The sequence below is a fragment of the Streptomyces aurantiacus JA 4570 genome (genome assembly GCF_000414115.1).
In the GTDB taxonomy this organism is placed as follows: domain Bacteria; phylum Actinomycetota; class Actinomycetes; order Streptomycetales; family Streptomycetaceae; genus Streptomyces; species Streptomyces aurantiacus_A.
The window spans coordinates 1-23,880 of sequence record NZ_AOPZ01000175.1 but is presented as its reverse complement, the minus strand read 5'-3'; the positions used below and the strand labels follow the sequence as shown (position 1 = coordinate 23,880).

At 72.6% G+C, this 23,880-nt stretch carries 22 protein-coding genes and 1 pseudogene; 10 read left to right on the top strand and 13 right to left on the bottom strand.

What is annotated here, in order from left to right; all coding sequences use genetic code 11:
- Window positions 1-697: pseudogene (locus tag STRAU_RS18310) on the bottom strand (ATP-dependent helicase); the annotation flags it as partial.
- 288 nt (window positions 698-985) lie between these two features.
- On the opposite strand from STRAU_RS18310, the gene STRAU_RS18305 reads away from it, so the two are divergent.
- The 5 genes from STRAU_RS18305 (at window position 986) to STRAU_RS18285 (ending at window position 5,280) form a co-directional block, all read left to right on the top strand.
- Entirely contained in the window at window positions 986-1,939 is a 954-nt protein-coding gene (locus tag STRAU_RS18305) for a metallophosphoesterase family protein (protein ID WP_016641836.1), read from the top strand.
- A 24-nt stretch (window positions 1,940-1,963) separates the two neighbouring features.
- Window positions 1,964-3,289: an MFS transporter gene (locus tag STRAU_RS18300; RefSeq protein WP_016641834.1), complete on the top strand. Its 1,326-nt coding sequence runs from the start codon at window positions 1,964-1,966 to the stop codon at window positions 3,287-3,289.
- Window positions 3,286-4,293 carry a TolB family protein gene (locus STRAU_RS18295; protein WP_016641835.1) on the top strand — a complete coding sequence of 336 codons (1,008 nt, stop codon included), beginning with the start codon at window positions 3,286-3,288 and terminating at the stop codon, window positions 4,291-4,293. Before STRAU_RS18300 ends, STRAU_RS18295 begins: the two co-directional genes overlap by 4 nt.
- 94 nt (window positions 4,294-4,387) lie before the next feature.
- Complete coding sequence (locus STRAU_RS18290) at window positions 4,388-4,822, top strand: RidA family protein (protein WP_037660261.1); 435 nt, start codon at window positions 4,388-4,390, stop codon at window positions 4,820-4,822.
- Complete coding sequence (locus STRAU_RS18285) at window positions 4,819-5,280, top strand: GNAT family N-acetyltransferase (protein ID WP_016641832.1); 462 nt, start codon at window positions 4,819-4,821, stop codon at window positions 5,278-5,280. The genes STRAU_RS18290 and STRAU_RS18285 overlap by 4 nt, the downstream gene beginning before the upstream one ends.
- Window positions 5,281-5,298: 18 nt before the next feature.
- Here STRAU_RS18285 and STRAU_RS18280 read toward each other — a convergent pair whose 3' ends face one another.
- From STRAU_RS18280 to STRAU_RS18255, 6 genes are all read right to left on the bottom strand, one after another.
- Window positions 5,299-6,321 carry a glycoside hydrolase family 6 protein gene (locus STRAU_RS18280; RefSeq protein ID WP_203227426.1) on the bottom strand — a complete coding sequence of 341 codons (1,023 nt, stop codon included), beginning with the start codon at window positions 6,319-6,321 and terminating at the stop codon, window positions 5,299-5,301.
- Between the two features lie 134 nt (window positions 6,322-6,455).
- The gene (locus tag STRAU_RS18275; RefSeq protein WP_016641829.1) at window positions 6,456-8,492 is read right to left on the bottom strand and encodes a CocE/NonD family hydrolase; all 2,037 of its coding nucleotides are present in this window, start codon (window positions 8,490-8,492) and stop codon (window positions 6,456-6,458) included.
- On the bottom strand, window positions 8,485-9,819 hold the full coding sequence (locus tag STRAU_RS18270) for an ATP-grasp domain-containing protein (RefSeq protein WP_016641828.1): 1,335 nt from the start codon (window positions 9,817-9,819) through the stop codon (window positions 8,485-8,487). Before STRAU_RS18270 ends, STRAU_RS18275 begins: the two co-directional genes overlap by 8 nt.
- 103 nt (window positions 9,820-9,922) lie before the next feature.
- Window positions 9,923-10,876 carry a prolyl aminopeptidase gene (gene pip, locus STRAU_RS18265; protein ID WP_016641827.1) on the bottom strand — a complete coding sequence of 318 codons (954 nt, stop codon included), beginning with the start codon at window positions 10,874-10,876 and terminating at the stop codon, window positions 9,923-9,925.
- Window positions 10,877-10,895: 19 nt separating this feature from the next.
- Window positions 10,896-12,422: a YfcC family protein gene (locus STRAU_RS18260; RefSeq protein WP_016641826.1), complete on the bottom strand. Its 1,527-nt coding sequence runs from the start codon at window positions 12,420-12,422 to the stop codon at window positions 10,896-10,898.
- Window positions 12,419-13,831, bottom strand: a complete 1,413-nt coding sequence (locus STRAU_RS18255; RefSeq protein ID WP_037660249.1) for a M20/M25/M40 family metallo-hydrolase — start codon at window positions 13,829-13,831, stop codon at window positions 12,419-12,421. The genes STRAU_RS18260 and STRAU_RS18255 overlap by 4 nt, the downstream gene beginning before the upstream one ends.
- A gap of 139 nt (window positions 13,832-13,970) precedes the next feature.
- Between STRAU_RS18255 and STRAU_RS18250 the strand changes: the two genes are divergently transcribed.
- Window positions 13,971-14,420 carry an RNA-binding S4 domain-containing protein gene (locus tag STRAU_RS18250; protein ID WP_016641824.1) on the top strand — a complete coding sequence of 150 codons (450 nt, stop codon included), beginning with the start codon at window positions 13,971-13,973 and terminating at the stop codon, window positions 14,418-14,420.
- 91 nt (window positions 14,421-14,511) lie between these two features.
- Here STRAU_RS18250 and STRAU_RS18245 read toward each other — a convergent pair whose 3' ends face one another.
- Window positions 14,512-15,486: an acyltransferase domain-containing protein gene (locus tag STRAU_RS18245; protein ID WP_078621311.1), complete on the bottom strand. Its 975-nt coding sequence runs from the start codon at window positions 15,484-15,486 to the stop codon at window positions 14,512-14,514.
- Between the two features lie 152 nt (window positions 15,487-15,638).
- Here STRAU_RS18245 and STRAU_RS18240 point away from each other — a divergent pair, with 152 nt between their 5' ends.
- Entirely contained in the window at window positions 15,639-15,896 is a 258-nt protein-coding gene (locus STRAU_RS18240; RefSeq protein ID WP_037660247.1) for a DUF6343 family protein, read from the top strand.
- Between the two features lie 16 nt (window positions 15,897-15,912).
- On the opposite strand, the gene STRAU_RS18235 is transcribed toward STRAU_RS18240, so the two are convergent.
- The 4 genes from STRAU_RS18235 to STRAU_RS18220 form a co-directional block, all read right to left on the bottom strand.
- Window positions 15,913-16,311: a tetratricopeptide repeat protein gene (locus STRAU_RS18235; protein WP_016641821.1), complete on the bottom strand. Its 399-nt coding sequence runs from the start codon at window positions 16,309-16,311 to the stop codon at window positions 15,913-15,915.
- 99 nt (window positions 16,312-16,410) lie between these two features.
- On the bottom strand, window positions 16,411-16,791 hold the full coding sequence (locus STRAU_RS18230) for a DUF3592 domain-containing protein (protein WP_016641820.1): 381 nt from the start codon (window positions 16,789-16,791) through the stop codon (window positions 16,411-16,413).
- 41 nt (window positions 16,792-16,832) lie between these two features.
- Window positions 16,833-17,444, bottom strand: coding sequence for a dephospho-CoA kinase (gene coaE, locus STRAU_RS18225; RefSeq protein ID WP_016641819.1), 612 nt, complete (start codon window positions 17,442-17,444; stop codon window positions 16,833-16,835).
- Between the two features lie 92 nt (window positions 17,445-17,536).
- Window positions 17,537-18,475 carry a PAC2 family protein gene (locus STRAU_RS18220; protein ID WP_037660246.1) on the bottom strand — a complete coding sequence of 313 codons (939 nt, stop codon included), beginning with the start codon at window positions 18,473-18,475 and terminating at the stop codon, window positions 17,537-17,539.
- Window positions 18,476-18,681: 206 nt separating this feature from the next.
- Here STRAU_RS18220 and STRAU_RS18215 point away from each other — a divergent pair, with 206 nt between their 5' ends.
- Window positions 18,682-19,638 carry a right-handed parallel beta-helix repeat-containing protein gene (locus tag STRAU_RS18215; protein WP_016641817.1) on the top strand — a complete coding sequence of 319 codons (957 nt, stop codon included), beginning with the start codon at window positions 18,682-18,684 and terminating at the stop codon, window positions 19,636-19,638.
- A 151-nt stretch (window positions 19,639-19,789) separates the two neighbouring features.
- On the opposite strand, the gene rpsA is transcribed toward STRAU_RS18215, so the two are convergent.
- On the bottom strand, window positions 19,790-21,301 hold the full coding sequence (gene rpsA, locus STRAU_RS18210; RefSeq protein WP_016641816.1) for a 30S ribosomal protein S1: 1,512 nt from the start codon (window positions 21,299-21,301) through the stop codon (window positions 19,790-19,792).
- A gap of 366 nt (window positions 21,302-21,667) precedes the next feature.
- Between rpsA and STRAU_RS18205 the strand changes: the two genes are divergently transcribed.
- Complete coding sequence (locus STRAU_RS18205) at window positions 21,668-22,501, top strand: class I SAM-dependent methyltransferase (RefSeq protein WP_016641815.1); 834 nt, start codon at window positions 21,668-21,670, stop codon at window positions 22,499-22,501.
- Between the two features lie 68 nt (window positions 22,502-22,569).
- On the top strand, window positions 22,570-23,880 hold a 1,311-nt coding region (locus STRAU_RS18200), incomplete at its 3' end, for a helicase-related protein (RefSeq protein ID WP_037660243.1).

Here is a 23,880-nt window from a genome sequence, read left to right as displayed (position 1 = left end):
CGCGCCCCGGGCAGCCGCTGCGGCCCGCGCGCGGCGAAGGGCGCGCCGACGGCGTACGCGGCGGCGGGGGTACGCGGCAGGGTGTCGACCACGGCGTCGACGAACGCCCTGACCAGCGCGTACGGCTCGGGCAGCAGCAGCGGGGAGCGGCTGCCGGGCAGCGGCACAGCGGCACGGCGTGCGCCTCGGCGGGCATGGCGCCGGCGATGGCCCGCAGGTGCGCGATGTCCTCGGCGCCCAGCGGCCCGGCCCGCCACGCGTCCACGTCCGCGCCGGTCAGTCCGGGCAGCAGCTTGCCCCGGGCGATCAGATGCAGGGCGTGCCGCGCGGCGGCGGCCCAGCAGGCGGCGGAGGGATGCGCGCCGGCCGCCCCGCCCGTCGCCGCGACCGCCCCGCCGGTCGACAGCACCGCCACCGCCTCCCCCACCGGCGCGAGCAACGCGGGCACGGCATGCCTGCGCACCCCCTTGCCGTGCCGGCGCACCACCGTGATCTCACCCCGGCTCCAGGTCTCCGAGCCCTCGCCGCCGCTCACGTCGGGCAGTTCCCCGCCGTCCGGCCGCCACCACGCGATCCGGCCCTCCCGGGGCACCTCGGCCGGGAGGAAGACGGCAGCGCAGGAACGTACGAGAGGCACGAGAGCCGCGAAGGCGGCAGGGGTGGCGTCAGCGGCGGCCCCGGCGCCCGTCGCCGTCATCGCCACCACCTCGCGCACCGCTCAACCACTCGTCGCCTCATCCTCGCCCGCCGCTCACCGGCTCCACACCGGCCGCTCGCCCGCCCCTCACCCTCTCCCGCCACCCTAGGCGAGCCCACGCCCCGCCCCCGACACCGCGAGGCCGGGCACCGCCCGGCGGGGGAACCACCTCCAGTAGGAAAGTTTCCTAACAATAATCCGTCGACATCCTTGACGCGCTCATGCCCACTCGCCACGATGCCTGAGACGGCCCTCCCGCACCCCCCACCACGCGCCCAGGAGGCAGACATGCCGCTCACCCCCACCGACGGCTCCGCCGACTCCCGTACGCACAAAGCCCGTTGGGTCATACCGGCCGCAGCGGCGACCGCCCTCGCCACCGCCGGCGGTCTGCTCCTGTGGTCGCCGGCCGGCGAGGCCGACGCCTCCCCGACGCCGAAGGCCGCCTTCACCGCCGTGGCCGCGGGCGACATCGCCGAGCAGTGCACGAAGAGCGACAGCCGCTGCGCGCACCCGAAGACCGCCGCGCTGGTGCGGCAGATCAACCCGCAGTTCGTGCTGACGATGGGCGACAACCAGTACGACGACGCCCGCCTGAAGGACTTCCAGAAGTACTACGCGACCACCTGGGGCGCCTTCAAGGACAAGACGAAGCCCGTGCCGGGCAACCACGAGACGTACGACCCGGCGGGCCCGCTCAAGGGCTACAAGTCCTACTTCGGCGCCGTCGCGTACCCCAACGGCAAGAGCTACTACAGCTACGACCAGGGCAACTGGCACTTCATCGCCCTGGACTCCAACAGCTTCGACGACCGCGCCCAGATCGACTGGCTGAAGACGGACCTCGCCGCCAACGCCAAGAAGTGCGTGGCCGCGTACTGGCACCACCCGCTGTTCTCCTCCGGCGAGCACGGCAACAACCCCGTCGGCAGGCCGGTCTACAAGCTCCTCGACGACGCGAAGGCCGAACTGGTCCTCGGCGGCCACGACCACCACTACGAACGCTTCGCCCCGCAGGACGCGAACGGCAAGGCCGACCCCGAGGGCGTCGTCGAGCTGCTCGCCGGTACGGGCGGCGCGAACCCGTACAAGATCGAAGAGGTCCAGCCCAACAGCCAGAAGCGGATCACCAACACCCACGGCGTGGTGAAACTCGACTTCACCGACGACGGCTTCTCCTGGAAGCTCATCGGCACGGACGGCGCGACCAAGGACACCAGCCCGTCGTACTCCTGCCACTGACCCCCGGGCCCGGGTGTCACGCACATGTACCTGGCCACCACCGACGCGGTCGCCACGGCCGCCGAGCGCGGCCGCGCACGCCGCACGCGCGGCCGCGTCACCGGACCCGTCCTCGCCCTCGGCGCGGTCAGCCTCGTCACCGACATCTCCTCGGAGATGGTCGCGGCGGTGCTCCCGCTCTACTTCGTCCTCGGCCTCGGCCTGTCCCCGCTCGCGTTCGGCTTCCTCGACGGTCTCTACAACGGCGCCACGGCCGTCGTACGGCTCCTCGGCGGGTACGCGGCCGACCGCGGCGGGCGGCACAAGCTCGTCGCGGGCTCCGGGTATCTGCTGTCCGCGCTGTCCCGGCTCGGGCTGCTGCTCGCGGGCGGGGCCACCGCCGGGATCGGCGCGGCGATCGCGGCCGACCGCCTCGGCAAGGGCGTGCGGACGGCGCCCCGGGACGCGCTGATCTCGCTGAGCAGCCCGCCGGACGGGCTCGGCCGGGCGTTCGGCGTGCACCGGGCGATGGACACGACGGGCGCGCTGCTCGGCCCGCTCGCGGCGTTCGCGCTGCTGTGGATCACGGCGGACGCGTACGACGCCGTCTTCGTCGTCAGCTTCTGCTTCGGGCTGTTCGGGGTGCTGCTCCTGGTGGCGTTCGTACCGGGGCGGACGGCGCTGCCCGCTCCACCCGCACCGGCGACGGGCCGCCCCCGCAAGGCCCTCACCCTCCTCCGCGTCCCCGCCTTCCGCCGCGTCTGCGCCGCCGCCGCGCTGCTGGGCGCCGCGACCGTCGGGGACGCCTTCCTGTATCTGCTGCTCCAGCGGCGCCTGGACTTCGCGGAGAGCTGGTTCCCGCTGCTTCCGCTCGGCACCGCGGCGGTCTATCTGCTGCTCGCCGTTCCGGCCGGGCGGCTCGCCGACCGGGTGGGCCGGCGCGTGCCGTTCCTCGCGGGGCACGGCGCGCTGCTCGCCGCGTACGTCCTGCTGCTCCTGCCGACCGGCGGCCGCCCGCTGCTCGTCGGGGTGCTGCTCGCGCTCGGCGTCTTCTACGCCACGACCGACGGCGTCCTGATGGCGCTCGCCACGCCCTGCCTCCCGGCGGAGCGGCGGGCGAGCGGGATGGCCGTGCTGCAGACCGGCCAGGCGCTCAGCCGTCTTGTGGCCGCGGCGGGGTTCGGCGCGGCCTGGACCCTGTGGGGCGTCGGCGCCGCCCTGGCCTGCGCGGTGCTCGCGCTGAGCGTGGCGGGCGCGGGCGCGGCGGTCCTGCTGCGGCCGACGGAACGTCCACCGGCCGCCGGGCAGCCCCAGGAGCGGCCCGCCGCCGAACCCTCGGCGCCCACCAAGCCCCCGGAAGGCATCGCATGACCCTCACCCCGCCCGAGGCGTCCACCCGCCTGCGTGTCGTCGCCGTCGTGGCGGCCGCCGCGCTGCTCGCCGCCGTCGCCGTCACGTACACGGTGCGCGCGGTCCAGCGGGCCGAACCGGCCTCCTCCAGCTCGGAGTTCGCCCTCGACCGGGGCCACCTCTACTTCCGCTCGACGCAGGAGGGGGCGGGCCGCGTCGCCCGCGTACCGATGACCGGCACCGGCTCGCGCACCCCCAACGGCCCGTCCTGCGAACGCTTCCACGCCGCCGGAGGCACCGCCCTGTGCCTACTGCGCCGCCCGGGCATCCCGCCGAAGTCGTACGCCGTCGTCCTCGACGAGCGGCTGCGCGAGAAGCGGCGGGTCGCGCTCACCGGCATCCCGAACCGGGCGCGGGTCTCGGCGTCCGGGCGGATGCTGTCGTGGACGATGTTCACCACCGGCGACTCGTACGCGGGCGGCAGCTCGTCCTTCTCCACCCGCACCTCGATCCTGGACACCCGCACCGGCTATCTGATCAAGAACATGGAGGAGATCCCGCTCACCGTCGACGGCCGCCGCTACCACTCCCCCGACGTCAACTACTGGGGCGTGACCTTCGCCCGCGACGACAACCGCTTCTACGCCACCGTCTCGACGAAGGGCCGGACGTATCTCGTCGAGGGCGACATGCGGAAGTGGTCGGCGCGGGCCCTGCGCCAGAACGCCGAATGCCCGTCCCTGTCCCCCGACAACACCCGCGTCGCCTTCAAGAAGCGCGTGCGCGGCGGCACGAAGGACCCGTGGCGGCTCTACGTCCTCGACCTGCGCACGATGCGCGAGCACCCGCTCGCCGAGCGCCGGAGCGTCGATGACCAGGCGGCGTGGCTGGACGACGGCACGCTGGCGTACGCGCTCCCGGGCCGCGAGGGCCGCAAGCAGGACATCTGGACGGCACGGGCGGACGGCACCGGACACCCCAAGCTGCTTGTGCCGGGCGGCAGTTCACCGGCCGCGGTGCGCTGAGGCGATGCACATGGTGTACGTCGCGTACGAAACGGGCCGCACCCCACCCGAAATCCAGATGCGCGCGCGACTCCCCGCCCCGCACGATGCCTCCATGACCACACGCCCAGCCCCCGTCCACCGCACCGTCGTCCCGACCCTCTTCCCGCCTCCCGGATACGCCCACGCGGCCGTCGTCGAGGCGGGTGCGCGCCTCGCGTTCATGGCCGGTTCCGTCCCCCTCGACGCCGACGGGAAACTCGTCGGCGAGGGCGATCCGGTGCGGCAGGCCCATCAGGTCGTCGCCAACCTCGACGAGGCGCTGCGTGCCATCGGCAGCGATCTGTCGCAGGTGGTGGCGAGCACGGTGTACGTCGTCGGGGACGAGCCCGGCGTGCTCTCCGAGGTGTGGGAGGTCGTACGCGCCTCCGGGCTGCTGAACACCCGGCCGCACACGTCCACGCTGCTCGGTGTGACGGTGCTCGGCTATGCCGGCCAGCTCGTGGAGATCACCGCGACCGCCGTCGTGCCGGACGGGGCCGGGGCGTGAGCGGCCCGGCGACGGCCGCCGTCACGCTGCGGGCGGCCACCGCAGCGGATGCGGCGGCCGTCGCCGACGTCTATCTGCGGTCGTTCGACGCCGCCCTTCCCGAGGTGCGCCGGGCCCATTCCGACGACGGGGTACGGGACTTCTTCCGGCACGTGGTGGTGGGGCGCGGCGGCACGTGGGTGGCCGAGGCGGCGGGCGTGGTCGTCGGCATGATGGTGCTCGAGGGCGGGGAGCTGAGCCAGCTCTACCTGGCGCCGGAGTGGCGTGGCCGCGGCATCGGCGACCGGTTCGTCGCGCTCGCCAAGGAGCGCAGCCCTGAGGGCCTGTCCCTGTGGACCTTCCAGGTCAACGCGCCCGCGCACCGCTTCTACGAACGCCACGGCTTCACGGCGGCGGAGCGGACGGACGGCGACAACGAGGAGAAGGAGCCGGACGTGCGGTACGTGTGGCGCCCCTGAGCCATGGCGTACGGGGTGTCAGGGGCCCGGCACGGTCTCGGCCCGGCTGGCGAGGCCAAGGGCGTACTCCGGCCACCACGCCCCGGCGGGCGGCCCGCCCCGGCAGGTGCCGTCGGACTCGCCGGGCCGCTTGACCCACAGGTGGGCGTCGATCGCGGGGTCGCCGGTGCGGGTGGTGGGCGGGGTGCCGAGGGCGCGCCCTGGCGGGTTGCACCAGGGCTTGTCGTAACCCCCGTAGGGGCCGTTGCCGTTGCGGCTGGTGTCGATGACGAAGTGGGTGTCGCCGCCGAGGGCGCGGGCGAGGCGGTGGCCGTACTCGGCGCTCTCCGCGGTCGTGCGGTAGTTGGAGACGTTGAGCGCGAAGCCGTCGGCCCGCTCGATGCCGGCCAGGCGCAGGGGCTCGACCAGGCGGCGCTCCTCCGGGATCCAGCTCGCGTTGCCCGCGTCGAGGTAGACCTTGGCGGCCGGCTGCCGCTTGAGGCGGGCGACGGCGTGGGCGAGCAGCGCGTACCGCTCGGCGGCGTCGGCCCGCCCGCAGCCTGCGATCTGCTGGGCGACGGCGTCCGGTTCGACGACGACGTACGCGGCGTGGGTGCCGATCCCGGTGGCGAAGGCGTCGATCCAGGCGCGGTAGTGGGCGCCGTCGCGGGCACCGCCCGCCGAGTAGTCGCCGCAGTCGCGGTGCGGGACGAAGTACGCGACGAGCACGGCGGTGCGGCCGGCCGCGGCGGCCTTCTCGACGTGGGCGCGCACCACGTCACCCGGCTCGTCGTTGTTCAGCCACTCCGCCTGGGCGCGGGCCGCGATGCGGTCGATGAACCAGGCGTCGGCGGCGCGGCCGCTCTTGCGCCAGGCGGCGGCCTGGTGGGCGGCGTGGGTGTCGGGGTTCACCCAGAACTCCACGGGTTCCGGCGGCGCGCCCGCCGCGGTGTTTCCCGTGGCCGTGAGGGCGGCCAGCGTGGCCACGGAGGTGAGGGCGCGGCGGAGCCGGGTTCCCCGCCTGCGGCGGGAGGGGCCCGTCGGGACGGTCGGCTGGGGCACGGGGCGACTCCCCTTCTCGGGGCACCCCCTCTGGGCACCGGGCCCTCAAGCGTCCCCCCAGCGGTGGCCGACCCCTCTCCGCCGCCCCGGCAGGGTCACCCCTACGGCGGGCGCACCGGCTCGGCTCACCGGGGTCACAGCAGGTCGCGCGGGATCGTCTCGTCCCAGTTCGCCGAATGGATCCGCTGCTCGCCCTCGTACGCGTCGAGCCGCGCGTGCAGCAGAAACGCGTCCTCGGAACAGCGCAGGACCGTGTGCGTGACGGTGCGTACGTCCCAGTCGCCCCGCCGGAACCGGCGGGTCGACTCCACCTCGCCGCGCGCCGAGAGGGGATCGTCGGCCTCCGAGCTGTAGCACTGGCGCTCGCGCCGCGTCACTTCGAGGTCGATGCCGTCGAACCGCACGGTGCCGTTGTCGGCGACGACTTCGAGCGTGGACCTGTTGTGCACCAGGTCGCGGGAGACCCGCCACTCCTGGCGGCCGGGGTGGACCTGTGTGGTGGACAGCGGTGGCGTGCCCTCCGGCTCGTCGAAGGGGCGCAGGCTCACCTCGTCGGACTCGGCCATGGGCCGCACCGGAAGGACCAGCCGGCTGGCACCGGTGAACACCGCGACGCGGGCCGGACGGGGCGGCGGCCAGGCGAGCGGCCAGTAGGACGTGGAGAGGGACAGGCGGATGCGGTGGCCGGGCGGGAACACCTGGGCCACCCCGTTGAGTTGCACGTCGACCAGGTAGCGGCGGCCGGGTTCCAGGGGCTCCGGGTGCTCGTGGCTGTCGCGGTGGGTGAGGTTGAGCAGTCCGTAGGTGACCCGCGTCGCCTTGCCGTCCGCGGCCACGTCGGAGAGCCTGGCGGCGATCATCGCGACGGGTTCGCTCGCCTCCAGCTCCAGGCGTACGACGGGGGCGCCCAGGATCTCGCAGGGTTCGGTGAGTACGCCGGTGTCGAAGACCAGCGAGCCGCCGTCCTCCTCCCGCTGGTCGTAGGGCAGGTCGGGCGGTGCGCTGTAGGAGCACCACTTGCCCGCGAACTGGCCGACGGACAGCGGGGATTCGAGCGTCAGCTCGGTCTCGTCGTCGGCCGCGGGTGCCGGTCCGCCGGGTCGGCACAGCCGGTGCGGGGCGAGGGCGAGTTCGGTGGGCCGGGTGTGGGGGGACGGCCAGGAGGGCTCGCCGACCCAGCGGCCCGGACGCTGCTCGTAGGAGGTGGAGGGCGGCACGCTCTGCTGCATCCACACGCGCAGCGTCGGCTCGTCCATCACCCCGTTGTCGATCTTCTTCAGCCAGCGGTCCCACCAGCGGACCAGTTCCTGGAGGTAGCCGATGGCGGGGCCCGGCCGGCCCTGGTGGGGGTATTTGTGCGACCAGGGCCCGATCAGCCCCTTGCGTTCCACGCCGAGGCGTTCCATCAGCCGGAAGACGGCGTTGGAGTAGCCGTCCGCCCAGCCGCTCACGGCGAAGACGGGGCAGCCGACGTCCTCGTAGTTCTCGCAGACCGAGCCGTGCTTCCAGTAGTCGTCCCGCCGTTGGTGGGCCAGCCACGTCCGCAGCCACAGGCCGCTCTCGCGCAGCCGCCGCAGCCACATCTCGCGCCAGTCCTCCCCGACGAGCGCGGGGTCGGGAGGGCAGGACGTGCCGGCGAACATGGTCGACGCCCAGGAGAGGTTGTCGGACAGGAGACAGCCGCCCATGTGGTGGATGTCGTCGGCGTAGCGGTCGTCGGTGAAGGACGCGATGGCGATGGCCCGCAGGCTGGGCGGGCGCCTGGCGGCGACCTGCAGGGCGTTGAAGCCGCCCCACGAGATGCCCATCATGCCGGTGTGCCCGTCGCACCAGGGCTGCCCGGCCAGCCAGGCGAGGACGTCCTCGGCGTCGCGCAGCTCCTGTTCGAGGTACTCGTCGGTGAGGACGCCTTCGGACTCGCCGGTGCCGCGCAGGTCGACGCGCGCGCACGCGTAGCCGTGGCCCGCCAGGTAGGGGTGGTGCACGGAGTCGCGCACCGCCGTCAGGTCCCGCTTGCGGTACGGGATGAACTCCAGGACCGCGGGCACCGGCTGCTCGTCGGAGGTCGCCGGGCGCCAGACGCGGGCCGCGAGCCGGGTGCCGTCCGAGACCGGAATCCAGAGGTGTTCGTCCTCCTTGACGTCGTGGGGCAGGGAAGTCACCTCACGCACGTTCTGCCTCCTTTCCCGTGCCGCCCGCCCCCGTCCCGGTGTCGCCGAGGTCCTCGTCGAAGCGGAAGTCGAGGGCCGCCACGGCGCGCGTGTACTTGTCCCGCAGTTCCTTCTGGTCGGCCGCCGCCGTGTAGACGTGGGCGAGTTCGTAGCTGTAGCTGTCGGTGGCCTGGGACACCTCGGACAGGCGCGCGCCCGCGTCGACCAGCGGAATCGTCTTGACTCCCGGAATCTCCCCGCACAGCCGCTCAAGGGCTTCGTCGTCCGCCCGGTGCGTGACCCGTCCGTCGGTGAAGCGGCGCAGGAACCACTTGGCCGCGAGCGCGTACGGTCCCTGGCGGCGGGGCAGCCGCGGGTCCTCGCCGAGCGCGATCGCGATCTGGCAGTAGTGGTTGGGGATGCCGTCGACCTGCTCGAACAGCTCGGCGTGCGACTGGGAGTGGCGCGGGTTGACCTCCAGCAGGCCGATCCGGCCGCTGTCCAGGTCGCAGAAGTACTCGATGCAGAACGTCGAGTTGTCGAGGCCGATCCGGGCGATCACCCGCCGGGAGATGTCCGCGAGCCGGTCCTGCACGGAGTCCGGCAGGGCCGACGGGTACTGGTAGCGCAGGAAACTCGACGTATCGGGGTAGTTGACGGAGTCGACGATGCCGTACACCTCGATGCGTCCGTCGCAGCTGTAGCCCTCCACGGTGACCTGCTCGCCGGTCAGCGACTCCTCCGCCAGGCATGCCTGTCCGCCGGCCTCGGCTATCTCGGGCGGCAGGTCGAGCCGGTCGAGCACGAACTCGAAGGGTTCGCCGAGCCGGCCGACGCCCTCGCGCACCGCCGCCACCGCCTTCGCGTACTGCGCGTCGTCGGCCACGTGGAAGGCGAGTTCGGAGGAGTACGACTTCACCGGCTTGATCCACATCGGGTACCGCAGTCCTTCGGGAGGCTTCGCGGGACCGTCCAGGTCGACGAGCGCGAACCGCGGATACTCCTCGATGACCTGTCGCTGCTCAAGTCTGCTCCAGTACTTGTGCTCGCACTTGACGACGGCTTCCAGGTCCGGCCCGCGCAGCCCGAAGCGGCGGCAGAGGATCGGCACGACGGTGCTCACCGGGAAGTCCCAGTAGCCGACGACGGCATCGATCCGTCCGGGGAACTCCTGGAGCCGCCGCTCCATCCGGTCGAGCAGCTCGGGCAGCTCCACCTCGCCGCCGTTCTGCACCTCCTCGTGGCCCGACAGCGCGTGGAATCGGTACCGCTCCGCGAACGGCTGCGCACACAGCACGTCCAGGTTCTTGTCGTCGAGCCCCACTATGAAGACGTTCGACGGCTCCATGCGCGACCTGCTTTCGTCGTCCCGGTACTGACGCCCTGGCCACGGGCGGGTATCCACCGGGGTCGCGATCAAACAGCGCGCCCTCTTTCCCCCCGGGCACGGCCTACCCCGGCCGGAACCCGTCCGTCGCCGCCACCAGCGCCCCCACCACTCCCGACGCCCCCGCGTCATGCCCCGCGTCGTCCACGACGACCAACTCCCCGTCGCCCCACCCCCGCTGCAGGCGCCACGGCACCCCCAGCAGATTCCCGAAGTCGAGGCTCCCCTGCACCACCACCCCGGGAATCCCCCGCAGCGCGCCCGCGTCCCGCAGCACCACCCCGTCATCGCCCAGCCAGTGCCCCCGGGAGAAGTAGTGCGTGACGGTCCGCGCGAACCCGGCCCGGAACACGGGGTCCTCGTAGCGCGCGACGGAGCGGGGCGCGGCCATCGCGATGGCGGTCTCCCAGTCGGTCCAGGCCCGCGCGGCCCGGTCCCGCACCGCCGCGTCCGGCGACTCCAGCAACCGCAGGTAGGCGGCGGCCAGGTCCCCGTCCCGCTCGCCCTCCGGCACCCCGCCCCGGAAGGCCGCGAACGCCTCGGGGAACACCCGCCCGAGCCCCCGCGTGAGCAGGTCGACCTCGGCCTGGCTGCCGGTGGCGAGCCCGGTGAGGACGAGCTCGGACACCCGGTCGGGGTACGTCTGGGCGTACCGCAGCCCGAGCGCCGAGCCCCAGGAGACGCCCCACACCAGCCACCGCTCCACCCGCAGGTGCCGCCGCAGCAGTTCGAGGTCGGCGAGCAGATGCTTGGTCGTGTTGACGCTCATGTCGGTCGCGGGATCGCTCGCGTGCGGCGTGGAGCGGCCGCTGCCGCGCTGGTCGAGCAGCACGATCCGGAACGCGTCGGGGTCGAAGTAGCGCCGGAATCCGGGCGTGCAGCCGGACCCGGGCCCGCCGTGCAGCACCACGGCGGGCTTGCCGAGAGGGTTGCCGCAGACCTCCCAGTACACGCGGTTGCCGTCGCCGACGTCGAGCATGCCGTGGTCGTACGGTTCGATCTCCGGGTACAGACTCATCCCGGCACGGTAACCGCCCTCAGGTGAGCGCCGCGCCCACTGCCACGAACCCGCAGATCAGCACGGACAAGATGGCGAGCAACGGCCACACGAACCGCAGGTACTTGTCGTAGCCGACCTTGGCGAGCGCGACCCCGCCGATGGTGACGGCCGTCGTCGGCACCCACAGGTTCATCCAGCCGCTGGCCGCCGCCCACGCGGTGACGACCACGGACCGCGAGACGCCCGCGAAGTCGGCGAGCGGCGCGAGGATCGGCATGGCGAGGGTGGCGTGCCCGGACGTGGACGGGATGAGGAAGGCCAGTGGCAGGTTGACCAGGAACACGATGACCGCGAACACGCCGGACGACGTGCCCTTCACGACCCCCTCGATGGAGTGCAGCACGGTGTCCGTGATGCGCGAGTTGTTCATGATCACGGTGACGCCGCGCGCGAGGACGATGACCAGCGCGGGCGAGATGAAGTCCGCCGCGCCCTGGGTGATCGTCGAGCTGAGCTTCTGCTCGCCCATCCGCGCGACCAGGCCCACGAGCACCGCCGCGCACAGGAACAGGGCCGCCAACTGCGGGAAGGACCAGCCGAGTTCGAAGCCGTACGGCTCGGCGTCCGCGTCGCCCGTCAGGGCGCTGGACCACGGCACCACCGAGAAGATCATGAACGCGAAGACCAGGCCGACCACGACCAGGATCGCCTTGTGCAGCCGGGTCAGCTCGGGCACCTCCTCGGCCTCGCCCGCCGCCCGCTCCCGGTCACCGGGCAGGAATCCGCTCAACGAGCGCTCCGGGTCCCGCTGGACGCGCTTGGCGTACCGGATGACGTACGCGACCGTGACGGCCGTGAGGACCAGCCACATCACGAACCGCAGCACGATGCCGTCGCCGAGCGAGATGTCGGCGGCCGCCGAGGCGACGCCGGTGGCGAAGGGGTTGACGGTCGAGCACAGCACGCCGATGCCCGCGCCCAGGATGATCGTGCCGACGGCGGTCATCCGGTCGTAGCCGAGGGCGAGCATCAGCGGCACGATGAGGCCGTAGAAGCCCAGCGTCTCCTCGGCGAAGCCCTCCACGGTGCCGAGGACGGAGAAGACCACCATGACGCCCGCGATGAGCAGGGCGCCGCGCTCGCGCAGCCGGTGCGCGAGCCGCCCGATGCCCCGATCGAGGGCGCCGGTGGCGAACACGACGGTGATGAACGCGCCGATGGCGAGCACGAAGAGGAACACACCCGCGCTGCCGTACAGCTCGCCCGTCAGGTCGGGGCCGACCTGCCCGGACTCGGTGTCCTGCACGCCGTACAGGCCGTTGACGGGCGCGAGGAAGAGGTCGTTGAGGCGGTCGACGAAGGACTGGTCGTCGGGGACGCGGTGGTAACTGCCCTGGACGGGCGCGCCCTTGTCGTCGCGGTCGTAGGCGCCGGGCGGCACCAGGAAGGCGAGCAGCCACACCGCGACGGTGACGATCGCGAGGACGGTCAGCGCGCTGGGGAAGGTGAACTTGCTCTTGGGCGCGGGCTCTCGAGCCTCCGGGCCGGTCGCGGTGGTGCTCATGAGCGGCTCCCGTCGCCGCCGCGCCCGGCATCCGGTCCGCCGTCACGTGCGGCGAAGGAGGCCGCGTACTCACGCACGAAGGCCCCGAGGGCGACGACCGTGTCCCGCAGTTCCGAGAGCAGCACGCGCTCATTGGGCGCGTGCAGGTTGCACATGCTGTCCTGCGCGCCGAACAGCAGCACCTCCGCGCCGGGCGCCGCCTGCGCGAGGCCGTTCACGAGCGGAATGGACCCGCCGGTGGCCACGTACGAGGGTTCCTCGCCCCATGCCTCCTTCAGCGCGGTGAGCGCGGCACGGTAGGCGGGCCCGCCGGTCGCGGCCTCGTAGCCGGGGCCGGTGTCGCCGGGCGTGACGGTCAGCGGGACACCGAAGGGCCGCAGCGACCGCAGGTGCTCGACGAGCAGCCCCTGCGCCTCGCCGGGGTCCTGCCGGGGATGGAAGCGCAGGTTCAGCTTGGCGCGCGCGTACGGCACGACCGCCGACGCCGCGTGCTCCACGCCCGGCGCGTCCAGGCCGATCACGGTGATCGCGGGCCCGCTCCACAGGCGCTCCCCGAGGCCCCCGCTGCCGATCAGCGGCATCCCCTCGCGCACCCCGGCGAGGGAGCGGAACTCCTCCTCCGTGTACGAGGTCCCGCCCCACTCCTCGCGGCGCAGCCCCTCCACCGCGACATCGCCGTGCACGTCGTGCAGGGTGGCGAGCGCCTTCAGGAGCACGAGCAGCGCGTCGGGCGCGGCGCCGCCGAACTCGCCGCTGTGGCGCGGCTCGTCGAGCGTGCGGACCTCGACGACGACCTCGGCGGCGCCGCGCAGGCCGGTGGTGAGGGTGGGGGTGCCGGGGCGGAGGTTGCCGAGGTCGGCGATGACCATGGCGTCGCAGGCGAACCGGGCCGGGTCGGTGGGCGGGTAGCCGTCGAAGGCGCTGCCGTACTCCTCCTGCCCCTCGACGACGATCTTGACGCCGACGGGCGGGCGCCCGCCGTAGGCCCGCAGCAGCCCCACATGAGCGATGACGTTGGACTTGTCGTCGGCGATGCCACGCGCCCGCAGGCCGCGCCCGTGCCCCGCCTCCTCGACCTCGGTCGGCTCGAAGGGAGGCGACTTCCACAGCCTCTCGTCGCCCGGCGGCTGGACGTCGTAGTGCCCGTAGAGGAGCACGGTCGGCGCGTCCGGACGCGGGGGCGGGATCTCGCCGTAGACCACCGGGGCGGTGTCGGGCAGGTCGAGCCGCTCGACGGTGGGCACGCCCGCGTCGCGCAGCAGCCCGACGACCAGGTCGTGCGCCTCCCGGACCGGCCCGCCCGGGAACCCGGGGAAGGCGATCGAGGGGATCTCGGCGAGCCGGACGAGGTCGGCGCGCAGACCGTCCATCAGACCGTCGACCGTGGTGGCGAGCTCTTCGGGCGTCATGGGCAGCACCCCTGCGTGAGGAAATTTGCGGCGAATTGCCGTGAACAGACCGAATTATCGAGTGCGGTCGCTCGCGGATTCCGGACGGCTCGCCGGTCGGCGGGGCCCCGGGCCCCGATGCCGCACTAAGGTCTGGTGCATGGCTTCGGAGACTTCACCCGGCACAGGGGGCGCGGACGGCGGGACCGTGCGCGTCGACGCCTGGATCTGGTCCGTGCGGCTGGTCAAGACCCGCTCCGCGGGCGCGGCGGCCTGCAAGGGCGGCCACGTCCGCGTCAACGGCGACCGCGTGAAGCCCGCGCACGGCGTGAAGCCGGGCGACGAGGTCCGCCTCCGCCAGCCCGCGGGGCGCGAACGCGTGGTCATCGTCAAACGAGTCATCCGCAAGCGGGTCGGCGCCCCCGTCGCCGTCGAGTGCTACGTGGACAACAGCCCCCCGCCGCCCCCGCGCGAGGCGGTGGCCCCGGCGGGCATCCGCGACCGCGGCACGGGCCGCCCCACGAAGCGGGACCGCCGGGACATGGAACGCCTGCGGGCCCTGAACAGCCGCACGGGGCCGGTCCAGCCCCCGGCCGGTCGTTCCGACTGAGTCCCGCCCGGCGCAGTATCAGCCCGTCCGGCGATTGAGGACGAGGCGCGGAGCGCCGATAGCGGGGGTCCAGGGGGCGGCAGCCCCCTGGTTACGGGAAGGGGCGGGCTGGGGGACGCTCCAGCGGGAACCACCCATGCCCCACATACCAGTGCCCCCCACCCCTCAGGTGGTCTCCGACGGCCCGCTCCACCCGCGTACGCCGCGGCAGCGACTCCACCGGCAGATGCCGGTCCCCGAAAACGAACCCCACCGGCACGGTGTCCTCCGGCTCCTGCCCGGCATACGTGTCGGCGAGCCGAAACCGCTCCTGAAACCGCACGATGTTGGACTCCGCGTCCAGATACAGCTTCAACTGCGGATCGAGCAGCCACGAGTGACAGACGGCGACGTCGTACCGCTCACCGGGAAAGTGCCGGGGAAAGAGCTCCCGGGCCAGCTCCACGGACCGGTCGCACGCGGTGGCCGACAACGGCCCCCGGAAGTCCGCGATGTGCACGCTCAGGCACGGGTCCCCGGGCCCGAGCCCGGTGCCCGCGGCGGCGAGAGCCGCCCCCATCCGCTCCCCCAGCAGCGCCCGCTGGAACTGCAGCCGCCCCAACTGGTAGAGCTCGCCGCGGAAGTGCAGCGCGTTCCAGCCGGGCACCGGCACCCCGCGGCTGCCGTGCGTCCTGCGGTGGACGGCCATGTGCCGCCCGAGGTCGGCGAGGGTGCGGCGGGAGACGTCGTCGGGTATGCCGTGCCGCCGGTGGTAGGCCCGCACCCGGGGCAGCACGGCGATGAAGACGAAGACGTAGAAGCAGCTGCCCAGTTCGCCGAGTTCCTCCGGCAGGACGGGCAGCCGCGGCGCCTGCTCGGGCTCGCCCAGGTCGCGTACGAGCGCGTCGACGCACCGCGTGAACAGCCACCGTGTGTCCGGGTGGTCGAGCACCCGGGCGCGCAGGGCGACGAGCTCGTTGATGTCCTCGTGCGGCACGGCGAGGTCGAGGAGGACTTCGGGCAGTTCGTCGGCGTCCGGCAGGGCCGCCTCGGCCCGTGGCTCACCCGCGTCCGCCAGGTCCTTCAGCCACGCGGCGAGCGCCTCGTCGCTCTCCGCCGCGACCCGCAGCACGTCCAGCACGGCTCCACCCACCTCTCCATCCACCTCTCCTTGGCTCCTCCGCCGCCTTCCGTTCGGCCCGTGCCGGGTGGACCCTGGAAGGAGGAGATGACGTTCCGATGCGCACAGGCAGTGAACCGGTGACCGCGCGGAGTCCCTTGCGCATGCGCTTCTGGTTCAGCGTATGGGGGCTGATCTGGGCTGCCGTGGGGACGGTGGCCTTCGCGCTCGCCGGGCGCCCGCAGTGGGCGATCGCGTGCGGGGTGCTGTGGCTGGTGATCACCGTCGACATGGCGCTGATCGTGCGCCACATCCGCCAGGGCCCGCACTACCAGCCGGGCCGCGACGTACCGCCGTACGAACCCCCGAGGACCTGACGGCGCCCGTACGCCCCTACACGCCACCCGCCCGCGGCTGCCCGTCCGCGCGGCCGTCGTCGAACCGCGCCGCCGCCAGATAGTCCGGCTGCGGGTCGAGCGCGGCGGCGAGCCGGAAGTGGCGGCGGGCCTGGTCGGCCCTGCCGGCGCGTTCGTAGGTGCGGGCGAGGGCGAAGTGCGCGAACGCGTTGTCCGGCTCGCGCTCCAGGACGATGGAGAACTCCAGCTCGGCGGCGCGCAGTTGGGCGGAGGCGAAGAAGGCGCGGGCCCGCAGCAGCCGGGCCGCGGTGTTCTCCGGGTGGGCCGCGATGACGGAGTCGAGGAGCTTCACGGCACCCCGCGGGTCCCGGGCGGCGAGCAGTTGCTCCGCCGCCCGGAAGTCGATGACATGGCTCTCCGGGCTGCTTTCGGGCACGCCGAACTCCTTCCCTTGCTCTTCATGGTCAACACACGTGCCGATCCGGCGTATTCCGGGTCGGCACGGCCGGTCCGGGGCCGGCCCGCGGCCCCGGGCTCACGCCGTCATCGCCAACGCCAGCCCCACGACCACCAGGCACGCGCCCGCCGCGGCGAACGACCGGTCCAGGCCGCGCCGTTCACTACCGATGAGCACGATCTCACGCGGGTCGTCGGTGTCGTAGGCGATGCGCACCCGCTCCCCCGCGGGCAGCGGCCGCCGTCGGCTCGCGGGCACCGGCGAGACGACCTCCAGTACCCGCCCGTCCGCCGTCTCGAACTGCAGCGTCGGCCGGTCGGCGCCCTGCCACACCGCCTTGACCAGCGCCTCCGTCACCTCTCCCGCTTCGGTGATGCGCCGGGTCCGCTGCAGACCGTAGGCACCGGCGAGCAGCGCGACCAGACCACCCAGCGTGGTGAACGCCGCCAGTACGACCACGAGCCCCCCTTCTCCCGCGTCTTCTCCCGCGTCGCCGGGGGCTACGCGGCCCCGGCCCGCCGCCGCAGTTCCCGCCACACCTCGTCCACGCGGGGCGCGAGCTGCTCCAGGGCGCCGTCGTTGTCGATGACGACGTCGGCGATCTCCAGGCGCTTCTCACGGGTGGCCTGGGCGGCCATGCGCGCGCGGGCGTCGTCCTCGGTCATGCCGCGCAGCCGTACCAGCCGGTCGAGTTGGGTCTCGGGGGTGGCGTCGACGACGACCACGACGTCGTACAGCGGCGCGAGGCCGTTCTCCGCGAGCAGCGGCACGTCGTGCACGACCACCGTGTCCTCGGCGGCTGCGGCGGCGGCCCGTTCCAGCTCCGCGGAGCGCGCGCCCACCAGGGGGTGCACGATCGCGTTGAGGGCGGCCAGCCGGGCCGGGTCGGCGAAGACGATCGCGCCGAGCTTCGGGCGGTCCAGGGAGCCGTCGGCGGCGAGGACTTCCTCCCCGAACGTCTCGACGACGGCGGCCAGGCCCTCGGTGCCGGGCGCCACCACCTCGCGCGCGATCCGGTCGGCGTCGACGAGCACGGCTCCGCGCTCCACGAGCAGTCGTGACACTTCACTCTTGCCGGCACCGATACCGCCGGTCAGCCCCACTTTCAGCATGACCGGCAGCTTAGGCGCCGGTGCCGTCGCTGTCTGCCGGAGGCCGCTGGAGCACAACGGACTCCTTACTCCGGCCCGGTGCTCGGCCGTCGCTATCCGTCGCCCTCACGCTCGGCGAGGAACCGCTCGAACTCGCGGCCGATCTCGTCCGCCGACGGGATGTCCACGGGCTCGGCGATCATGTTGCCGCGGGCCTCGGCGCCGGCCGCCGCGTCGTACTGGTGCTCAAGGCCCTGGACCAGGGCGACCAGTTCCTCGTCGCCCTCCTGGACCTGCCGGTCGATCTCGGTCTGGGTGCGGTGCGCCTCGGTGCGCAGCGTGTGCGCGACGCCCGGCAGGACCAGGCCGGTGGCGGCGGTGATCGCCTCCAGGACGGTCAGGGCCGCGTCCGGGTAGGCCGAGCGCGCGATGTAGTGGGGCACGTGGGCGGCGACGCCGAGCACGTCGTGGCCGGCCTCCGCCAGGCGGTACTCGATCAGCGCCTCCGCGCTGCCCGGCACCTGCGCCTCGTCGAAGGGGCTGGCGTGGCCCGGCACCAGGTCCGTGCGGTTGCCGTGCGGGGTGAGGCCCACGGGGCGCGTGTGCGGTACGCCCATGGGGATGCCGTGGAAGTTCACGGAGAGCCGCACGCCGAGGCGTTCGACGATCTCCCTGACGGCCGCGGCGAAGCGCTCCCACTCGATGTCCGGTTCGGGGCCGGAGAGCAGCAGGAAGGGCGCGCCGGTGGCGTCTTGCAGGAGGCGCACGTCCAGCGTCGGCACCTCGTAGTCGCTCCAGCGGTCGCGCCGGAAGGTCAGCAGCGGGCGCCGGGCGCGGTAGTCCACGAGCCTGTCGTGATCGAAGCGGGCCACGACCTGCCCGGGAAGACTGTCCGTGAGCCGCTCGACGACCTGGTCGCCGGTCTCGCCCGCGTCGATGTATCCGTCGAAGTGGTAGAGCATGACCAGGCCGGCCGACTCCTGGGCGAGCGCCATGTCGACAACAGCGAGGCCCTTCGGCTCCCATGCGTACAAACCCTGCGGATCAAGCACTGTGACCGCTCCTCCTCGTGTTCATTGATCAGAACGCGCCGGGGGACACGGGCATTCCCTCCCGCTCCGCTTTCACAGCCACCGCTGAAGCGGCGCTTAGGTCTGGACCTTGACGCGCGCACACCTCACCCCTACGTTCATATGGGCACCCACTGTTCACGTACGAGAACTCATCTCCGCGAACCGACGGGAAGGTCACCCCCCACATGCGCACCCGAACCCTGCTCTCCGCCACGGCCGCCGCCGGATTACTGGCCACGGCGGCCGCCGCGAGCCCCGCCGCCGACCGCGCGGACACCATCGAGGTGTCGACGGCCGCCGAGCTCAAGGCGGCGCTCGGCGAGGCCGGCCCCGGCGACACGATCCACCTCGCCGACGGCTCGTACTCCGGGAACTTCAAGACCACCGCGGCCGCGACCTCGGGCTCCCGCATCACGCTCACCGGTTCCGCCAAGGCGGTGCTCAAGGCGGGCGGCGGCTACGGTCTGCACCTCGACTCGGCCTCGTACTGGACGGTGAAGGGCATCACCGTCACCGGCGGCCAGAAGGGCATCATGATCGACTCCGCGAAGGGGGTCGTGGTGGACGGCGTGACGGTCCACGGCCTCGACATGGAGGGCGTCCACTTCCGCAAGTCGAGCCCCGACGGCGTGATCAAGAACTCGAGGATCTACGACACGGGCAACGACAACCGGGGCATGGGCGAGGGCGTGTACGTCGGCAGCGCCAACACGCTCTCCGACAAGAGCGACAACGTACGGATCCTGAACAACGTCATCGGCCCGGACGTCGGCGGTGAGGCGATCGACCTCAAGGAGGGCACGAGGGGCGGCCTGGTCTCGGGCAACACCTTCGACGGCAAGGGCCTGACCGGCAACAACTACGACGACTCGTGGATCGACGTGAAGGGCAACAACTACGTCATCGAGGGCAACACCGGCAAGAACACCACGAACAACGGCTTCGAGACCCACACCCAGCAGTCCGGCTGGGGCTGCGGCACGGTCTTCCGCGCCAACAAGTCCGACCTCACGGGCGCGACGGGCGCCACCCAGCTGGCGATCAATGTCACGAACAACAGCACCAGTTGCAGGACAACGGTCTACGCCAGCAACACGGTCAAAGGCGGCAAGGGTCTGACGAACGTCCCAGTAACCCCGTAGCGCCCAAGGGGCGCGGGGAACTGCGCGCCAAGCCCCCACTGAGCCGCAGGAAACCGAGAACCCCCGGCGCGAAGCGCCAAAAAAACACTGTGGGCCCGCACCAACAGGTGCGGGCCCACAGTGTTCAGCTACAACCGCCTAGAGGCGAGCGTCAGCTCTGGCCTCCGGCCAGCTTCTCACGAAGAGCGGCAAGCGCCTCGTCCGAGGCAAGCGCGCCGGAGTTGTCCGGGCCCTCGGAGGAGTAGGAGCCGCCGCCGCTGCCGCCCGAGGCGGCCGGAGCCGCACCGGCCGGAGCCTCGGCACCCTCGGCCGCCGCCTGGGCGTCGGCCTCGCGGGACTTGATGACCTGAGCCTGGTGCTGCTCGAAGCGCTGCTGCGCCTCGGCGTACTGGGTCTCCCAAGCCTCGCGCTGGGTCTCGTAGCCCTCGAGCCAGTCGTTGGTCTCGGGGTCGAAGCCCTCGGGGTAGATGTAGTTGCCCTGGTCGTCGTACGACGCGGCCATGCCGTACAGCGTCGGGTCGAACTCGACGGCCGACGGGTCGGCACCGAAGGACTCGTTGGCCTGCTTGAGGCTCAGCGAGATCCGGCGACGCTCGAGGTCGATGTCGATGACCTTGACGAAGATCTCGTCGTTGACCTGGACGACCTGCTCCGGGATCTCCACGTGGCGCTCGGCCAGCTCGGAGATGTGGACCAGGCCCTCGATGCCCTCGTCGACGCGCACGAACGCACCGAACGGAACGAGCTTGGTGACCTTACCGGGAACGACCTGCCCGATCTGGTGCGTGCGGGCGAACTGCTGCCACGGGTCTTCCTGGGTCGCCTTGAGCGACAGGGAGACGCGCTCGCGGTCCATGTCGACGTCGAGGACCTCGACGGTGACTTCCTGGCCGACCTCGACAACCTCGGACGGGTGGTCGATGTGCTTCCAGGAGAGCTCGGAGACGTGGACGAGGCCGTCGACGCCACCCAGGTCCACGAAGGCACCGAAGTTGACGATCGAGGAGACGACGCCGGAGCGGACCTGACCCTTCTGCAGGGTGGTGAGGAACGTCTGGCGGACCTCGGACTGGGTCTGCTCCAGCCAGGCACGGCGGGACAGGACCACGTTGTTGCGGTTCTTGTCCAGCTCGATGATCTTGGCCTCGAGCTCCTTGCCCACGTAGGGCTGAAGGTCGCGGACGCGGCGCATCTCGACCAGGGAGGCCGGGAGGAAGCCACGGAGGCCGATGTCGAGGATGAGACCACCCTTGACGACCTCGATGACGGTACCGGTGACGATCCCGTCTTCTTCCTTGATCTTCTCGATGGTGCCCCAGGCACGCTCGTACTGGGCACGCTTCTTCGAGAGGATCAGGCGGCCTTCCTTGTCCTCCTTCTGGAGAACCAGGGCCTCGATCTCGTCACCGACGGCGACGACCTCGTTCGGGTCGACGTCGTGCTTGATGGAGAGCTCTCGGCTCGGGATGACGCCTTCGGTCTTGTAACCGATGTCGAGCAGGACCTCGTCCCGGTCGACCTTCACGATGACGCCGTCGACGATGTCGCCGTCGTTGAAGTACTTGATCGTCTCGTCGATCGCGGCGAGGAAGGCTTCCTCGTTACCGATGTCGTTGACCGCTACCTGCGGAGTGGTGGCGGTGGTCTCGGTGCTGCTCGTCATGTGGGAAAGGGCTCCGGTACGGACATTGAAGTCGTAGGTACTGCTTACGCCGGAGCCCGTTTCGCTCTGCAGAAGCCGGACAGCTTAGGAGACGCCGATCCCAGGTTCCCGAAGGAAACGGAAAGCGCCTCGACAACCGAGGGGACATACAACAGACGCGAGCGCAACCTGCTATGTCTGAGGAACGCAGGCCCGCAGCGCAACTTGTAGCATACGGGGGCCGTCGTACAGGGTCAATGCGCGAAGGCGCACACCCGGGGCGGATCGCCGCATACCCGGCACAAAACCTGTTGCATGAGGCCACACGGGCCGCATCGCGCTCTGCCGCGCCGCGCCCGGGCGCCCCGAAAGGGGCACAGTACGACGATGGAGCGGATCATCCAAGAGCCCGACGCACCCGAGCCGGAGGCCACCCGGCGTGCCGCCGACGTCACCGAGAGCAGCCGCGCCAACCGTGGCTGGTGGGACCGGAACGCGGACGAGTACCAGATCGAGCACGGCACGTTCCTCGGGGACGACCGTTTCGTGTGGGGTCCCGAGGGGCTCGACGAGGTCGAGGCGGAGCTGCTCGGCCCGCCGGAGGAGCTGAAGGGCAAGGACGTCCTGGAGATCGGCGCCGGCGCGGCCCAGTGCTCGCGCTGGCTGGCCGCGCAGGGCGCCCGGCCCGTCGCCCTCGACCTCTCCCACCGCCAGCTCCAGCACGCGCTGCGCATCCAGGAAGGCGTCGGCGGCCGGATGCCGCTGGTGCAGGCCGACGCGGGCGCGCTGCCGTTCGCGGACGGCTCCTTCGACCTCGCCTGCTCGGCGTACGGCGCGCTGCCGTTCGTCGCCGACCCGGTGCGGGTGCTGCGGGACGTGCACCGGGTGCTGCGCCCCGGCGGCCGCTTCGTCTTCTCCGTCACGCACCCCATCCGCTGGGCGTTCCCGGACGAGCCGGGGCCCGAGGGTCTGTCGGTGGCGGCCTCCTACTTCGACCGCACTCCGTACGTGGAGCAGGACGACGAAGGCCGCGCGGTGTACGTGGAGCACCACCGCACGATCGGGGACCGGGTACGGGACGTGGTCGCGGGCGGGTTCCGCCTGGTGGACCTGGTGGAGCCGCAGTGGCCGGCGTGGAACACCCAGGAGTGGGGCGGCTGGTCGCCGCTGCGCGGGAACCTGATCCCGGGGACGGCGATCTTCGTGTGTGTACGGGACTGACGTGCACGTGACGCCCTCGGCCCGAGGTCTGTTTCGGGCCGGGGGCGGCGGCGTACGAGACTGAGGGCGTGATCCGTGACGCCGCTCTGAACCTTCCCGTCCGCGAGGCGCTGCCCGCGCTGCGCGCCGCCTTGGAGGGGCCGGGCGCCGCCGTGCTGTGCGCGCCGCCCGGCACCGGCAAGACCACCCTCGTACCGCTCGCGCTCGCGGGGCTCGCGGACGGCGGGGAAGGTGACGGACACGGTCCGGTACGTCGCGTCGTGGTCGCCGAGCCCCGGCGCATCGCCGCGCGGGCCGCCGCCCGGCGGATGGCGTGGCTGCTCGGCGAGAAGGTCGGCGCGAGCGTCGGCTACACGGTGCGCGGCGAGCGCGTGGTGGGGCCGTCCACGCGCGTGGAGGTCGTCACGACCGGCGTCCTGCTCCAGCGCCTGCAGCGCGACCAGGAGCTCGCGGGCATCGACGCCGTGGTGATCGACGAGTGCCACGAGCGGCATCTGGACGCCGACACGGTCGCGGCCTTCCTGATCGACGTGCGCGAGGCGCTGCGCCCGGAGCTGAAGCTGGTGGCGGCGTCGGCGACCACGGACGCGGAGGGCTGGGCGCGGGTCCTCGGCGGTGCCCCCGTGGTGGAGGCTGCGGGGACCGCCCACCCGGTGGACGTGGTGTGGGCGCCGTCCGCGCGGCCGGTTCGGCCGCCGCACGGGATGCGCGTGGATCCCGTACTGCTCACGCATGTGGCGGCGACGGTGCGGCGGGCGCTGCGGGAGCGGGACGGGGATGTGCTGTGTTTCCTGCCCGGGGTCGGTGAGATCGGCCGGGTGGCGGGGCAGCTGGGGGATCTGGGCGGGGTCGAGGTGCTCCAGGTGCACGGGCGCGCCCCGGCCGCGGTGCAGGACGCGGTCCTCGCGGGCGGGGAGCGGCGCCGGATCGTGCTCGCGACGGCGGTGGCCGAGTCGTCCCTGACGGTGCCGGGGGTGCGGGTCGTGGTGGACTCCGGGCTCGCGCGGGAGCCGCGGGTCGATCACGCGCGCGGGCTGAGTTCCCTCACCACGGTGCGGGCCTCGCAGGCGGCCGGGCGGCAGCGGGCGGGGCGGGCCGGGCGTGAGGCGCCGGGGGCGGTGTACCGGTGCTGGGCCGAGGCGGAGGACGGGCGGCTGCCGCGCTTCCCCTCCCCCGAGATCAAGGTGGCCGACCTGACGGCGTTCGCGCTGCAGGCCGCGTGCTGGGGTGACCCCGGGGCGGGCGGGCTCGCGCTGCTCGACGCGCCGCCCGCGGGGGCGATGGCCGCCGCGCGGGACGTGCTGACGGCGATCGGCGCGGTGGACGGGGCGACGGGGCGGGTCACGGAGCGTGGCGTCCGGCTGTCCCGGGCCGGGGTG

What these genes read in the sequence shown, in the direction of transcription:
- STRAU_RS18305 (WP_016641836.1), top strand. Translation starts at nt 986, where the DNA reads ATGCCGCTCACCCCCACCGACGGCTCCGCCGACTCCCGTACGCACAAA.
- STRAU_RS18300 (WP_016641834.1), top strand. Translation starts at nt 1,964, where the DNA reads ATGTACCTGGCCACCACCGACGCGGTCGCCACGGCCGCCGAGCGCGGC.
- STRAU_RS18295 (WP_016641835.1), top strand. Translation starts at nt 3,286, where the DNA reads ATGACCCTCACCCCGCCCGAGGCGTCCACCCGCCTGCGTGTCGTCGCC.
- STRAU_RS18290 (WP_037660261.1), top strand. Translation starts at nt 4,388, where the DNA reads ATGACCACACGCCCAGCCCCCGTCCACCGCACCGTCGTCCCGACCCTC.
- STRAU_RS18270 (WP_016641828.1), bottom strand. Translation starts at nt 9,819, where the DNA reads ATGGAGCCGTCGAACGTCTTCATAGTGGGGCTCGACGACAAGAACCTG.
- pip (WP_016641827.1), bottom strand. Translation starts at nt 10,876, where the DNA reads ATGAGTCTGTACCCGGAGATCGAACCGTACGACCACGGCATGCTCGAC.
- STRAU_RS18260 (WP_016641826.1), bottom strand. Translation starts at nt 12,422, where the DNA reads ATGAGCACCACCGCGACCGGCCCGGAGGCTCGAGAGCCCGCGCCCAAG.
- STRAU_RS18255 (WP_037660249.1), bottom strand. Translation starts at nt 13,831, where the DNA reads ATGACGCCCGAAGAGCTCGCCACCACGGTCGACGGTCTGATGGACGGT.
- STRAU_RS18250 (WP_016641824.1), top strand. Translation starts at nt 13,971, where the DNA reads ATGGCTTCGGAGACTTCACCCGGCACAGGGGGCGCGGACGGCGGGACC.
- STRAU_RS18240 (WP_037660247.1), top strand. Translation starts at nt 15,639, where the DNA reads ATGCGCACAGGCAGTGAACCGGTGACCGCGCGGAGTCCCTTGCGCATG.
- coaE (WP_016641819.1), bottom strand. Translation starts at nt 17,444, where the DNA reads ATGCTGAAAGTGGGGCTGACCGGCGGTATCGGTGCCGGCAAGAGTGAA.
- STRAU_RS18215 (WP_016641817.1), top strand. Translation starts at nt 18,682, where the DNA reads ATGCGCACCCGAACCCTGCTCTCCGCCACGGCCGCCGCCGGATTACTG.
- rpsA (WP_016641816.1), bottom strand. Translation starts at nt 21,301, where the DNA reads ATGACGAGCAGCACCGAGACCACCGCCACCACTCCGCAGGTAGCGGTC.
- STRAU_RS18205 (WP_016641815.1), top strand. Translation starts at nt 21,668, where the DNA reads ATGGAGCGGATCATCCAAGAGCCCGACGCACCCGAGCCGGAGGCCACC.